The sequence below is a fragment of the Pseudorhodobacter antarcticus genome, from assembly GCF_900110135.1.
GTDB classification, from domain to species: domain Bacteria; phylum Pseudomonadota; class Alphaproteobacteria; order Rhodobacterales; family Rhodobacteraceae; genus Pseudorhodobacter; species Pseudorhodobacter antarcticus.
This window is the reverse complement of the sequence record NZ_FOCO01000091.1, coordinates 1-3,283: the sequence shown is the minus strand read 5'-3', so window position 1 is coordinate 3,283 and position 3,283 is coordinate 1. Positions and strand designations below refer to the sequence as shown.

Sequence of the window (3,283 nt, the reverse complement as noted above, 5' to 3'; positions counted from 1 at the left end):
ACGTTCCTCGCCGTTGAGGTGCTTGTATCGTTTGTCCATCGCAACATCCTATGCCCTATGGGCGCTGGGTGTTGCACTTGAAACTTGAGCCTAAGCTGCCTAGACGGTGACCTTAGCCATCCCAACGCAGCATTAATCAGAAGCATTCGATAACCACTACCTGAACAAATCAGAAGTTGATCTGCGGTCTTCGCCAACCACTTGGATTTCCCCTAAGCGCCAACTTCTGCTTTGATCCGGCAGATTGATTGCCTTGAGATGCTCAAAGACTTGGCAATTACTGTAACGGATGATCCGGTGTTGCGCATGTTTCGGATATGGGAGTCTAATTGGCGCAGTGCGTCCTCACTTGGCAAATTCTATAACGCCAACATAAAGTCGGGCAATTTTGATTGCAGAGTTCACGGTGTTCCCGACTGAGGCTGAAACGTCTATTGCCAAAGCAGGGGCCAGAGGCGGGTTAAGGCTTTGTTTCGCTATCGTCGTGTGGACTGACTTGTACTTTTCTGCAGTGCCGAGCCAATGCCAATGCCAATGCCATGTGCAAGGTGGGGGAATTTAAGGGCGATTCTAACTTCCCCACCCCCACCCCCCTATACAAGGTGGGGGTGGGGGGTAGGAATGTGGGATTTTGCAAGGTGGGGAAAGGTTGGGGTAAGTGGGGGAAGGTGGGGGCAGTTTCATTCTTGCACCGCCGGATTATTCTCGCCCGCAACGACAAAATCGAATTCCTTGCCCTTGTTGCCGTAGGCCATCCGCTCAATCCGCAGAACATCGGTTTTTATCCACTCCTTTTGAATTTCCTTAGTTCGCGCTTTGTCATACGGCTTTGTCAGATCAAGGCCCAGCACCTTGGCAATCACCTTGCCCGTCCAGTCAGTCGCTTGGCTACTTTCACGCGGCGGCGTTTCGCGGTCTGCAATAGCGGCCCGAACCTTGCAGGTGTCATTCACTGTGATACCGCTAAACGCTTTGGGCCACGTCCAAGGTCGGATGGTTGCAACGTTTTCCCCGTTGGCAATCCGGATGCCGGTTTTCTCAAACCAGCGGTTTCGATCCGACGATGGGGGCGCAATGTTGCTTTCAGCTTCGCCTATTCGAAAATAATGGCGAAAATCATCCACCCCGGTTTGCGCGCCCTCGGCCTCGGTCATCGGCACCAGCAACCGATTAAACCGCGCCACACCCCGCAACGCAGATCCACCTCGCCCGTCATCTAGGGTTGATACCTCAATCCAGCTACACCAGACGGTCATAGCAATCGCCCGCGACGACGACACCACCTTTGGCATCCTCCACTCCCGCTTCCATGAACTATGGTCGCTGCGGATGGGAACATCGTTGGAGGACAGGCCCCGCTACACCCCCTCCACCACCTTTGAAACCTTCCCCTTTCCCGAAGGGCTGACCCCCAATATCCCCGCCGCCGATTATGCCACCGACCCGCGCGCGGTTGCCATTGCCGCCGCCGCCGCGCTGTTGAACGAGTTGCGCGAAAACTGGTTGAACCCCGCCGATCTGGTCAAACGGGTGCCAGAGGTGGTTCCGGGCTACCCAGACCGCCTTTTGCCCGTAAATGACGCGGCGGCGGCAGAGTTGAAAAAGCGCACCCTAACCAACCTTTACAACGCCCGCCCCGCATGGCTGGACCACGCCCACAAAGCCTTGGACGAAGCCGTGGCCGACGCCTACGGTTGGGGCGACGATTGGCGCGGCGGCGCATTGACCGAAGATGAAATCCTATCCCGCCTGTTCCACCTAAACCAATCGCGCGCGGCGGCAGAGGCGGCGCAAAAAGCCAAGTAAACGGAGCGCAGGCCCGTCCTACTCAACCAATAAAGGAAAAACCCCATGAAACCCGAAACGCCAGCCGAAGATCCAAAGCCCGCAACCAATCCGCCGTCCCTAAAAATGCGCCTTATGGGTGAAGCAATGATTGAGGCGGGCGAGAAGAACAACGAGCCGTCGATGGTCAAAACCGGGAAGAAAATTCTGGGGCTATAAGGCCCGACAACTACGCTTTTGGCAGGATCGCGGCCTAACCGTCTGCGGCTCGGCGCAGCTTTGCTCTTATCATCAGCCGAAACAACTCAAAGGTTGAAAGTTCTTGACTTGCTATGATTGCCTTGGGCGAACGGTAGTGCGGGGCACAAAGCGGCTGCAATCAAGGATATTTGAAAAAATTCGCCAAAATTCCTAGCACCACTGTTATCTATAATTGAAAGGGCTAATGCAACGAATAGCCCAAGATTTGACAAAATTGCGAGACGCCTAAGCATAATTGCCCCCTAAGGTAGTTGTTCTCTATTCTGCAATTTTGGCGCGTGATGGCAACAGGGCAAGTTTGTGTTATACTATAAAACACGCGCCTGCCTTGTCATTCATAAGAAAGCCACCCCATGCAAAGACCCCCCGGCTTTAAGTCCGAAACGCAGCGCGAGAACTTCCAAGCGACGGCAAAAATCCATCAGCGGGGCAGTGTTTTGTCCCCGAAATGCGGTGCGCGGACGCGGACGGGACAGGTTTGCACACAAATCCCCATTGCCGAAGGCAAAGGCCATTGCCTGCGGCATAGCGGCCCAACCGCCATGCAGGTCCACCGGAACACGCAACTGCGCCAAATGCAAACCGGGAAGACCAGCCCTGGCAGAGTTTGCCCGCGCAGAGGCCCGCCGCGCCCGCAATCAACTGATAAACAGTTGGAAGAAAAATCCGTCCCTGCCGGGGGAAACCATTGATTTGGGCGCGCGTGAGGGTGCTTTTTGGGACGCCGCGCCGGCGCTGGGCGTGGACGTGGGCGGGCTGTACCCCGCGCAAGCCGATTGGCTGCGGTGGCAATACCAGCGGACGCAGGTGGACCGGACAGCGGACGCGGCGTGGATGCGGGACGCCGGGGCGGGTCTGCGCAAGCAAATCACCGACGCGGACGCCGCGATGGTTTGGGTTCGGCTGGGTGGCCTTGTCCGCGATGTAATGGCCCACCGTCCAGCCGTCCGGCGCGTCCGCGTCTTCGACCCTGAACACCAACAACAGAACCTTGTCCCGCGTCCCGCGTTGTTTCAGGACACGGACACGCCCGACGCGGTCCGGGTTCTTGCGCAGCCATTCCGGGTCCCGTATGTCGCGCCCATTGAGTCCGGGGTTCAGCGTTTTGCTGGTTTCGCTGAAGGGTTCGGGGCCACTTTGCGGGTCGTTCACCTCACCTGAAAAGGCGACCAGAGTGCCCATCGCGTAGCCTTTGGATTTGATGTATGCCTCAATAACCAACTGCCAGCGAACGGCT

The 3,283-nt window shown here is 56.8% G+C and carries 4 protein-coding genes; 2 read left to right on the top strand and 2 right to left on the bottom strand.

Annotated features, from left to right (window positions below; all coding sequences use genetic code 11):
* Positions 1 to 680 precede the first annotated feature (680 nt).
* On the bottom strand, positions 681 to 1,292 hold the full coding sequence (locus BMY36_RS18845) for a P-loop NTPase family protein (protein ID WP_050521228.1): 612 nt from the start codon (positions 1,290 to 1,292) through the stop codon (positions 681 to 683).
* Between BMY36_RS18845 and BMY36_RS18840 the strand changes: the two genes are divergently transcribed.
* Positions 1,234 to 1,806 (top strand): type IIL restriction-modification enzyme MmeI, encoded by a 573-nt coding sequence (locus BMY36_RS18840; protein ID WP_336469884.1) that lies wholly within the window; start codon positions 1,234 to 1,236, stop codon positions 1,804 to 1,806. The genes BMY36_RS18845 and BMY36_RS18840 overlap by 59 nt on opposite strands.
* Before the next feature lie 45 nt (positions 1,807 to 1,851).
* The gene (locus tag BMY36_RS20130; RefSeq protein WP_156215304.1) at positions 1,852 to 2,004 is read left to right on the top strand and encodes a hypothetical protein; all 153 of its coding nucleotides are present in this window, start codon (positions 1,852 to 1,854) and stop codon (positions 2,002 to 2,004) included.
* A 414-nt stretch (positions 2,005 to 2,418) separates the two neighbouring features.
* Here the strand turns inward: BMY36_RS20130 and BMY36_RS20375 are convergent.
* Positions 2,419 to 3,283 (bottom strand): hypothetical protein (locus tag BMY36_RS20375; protein WP_139194159.1); only part of this gene is annotated, 865 nt, incomplete at its 5' end.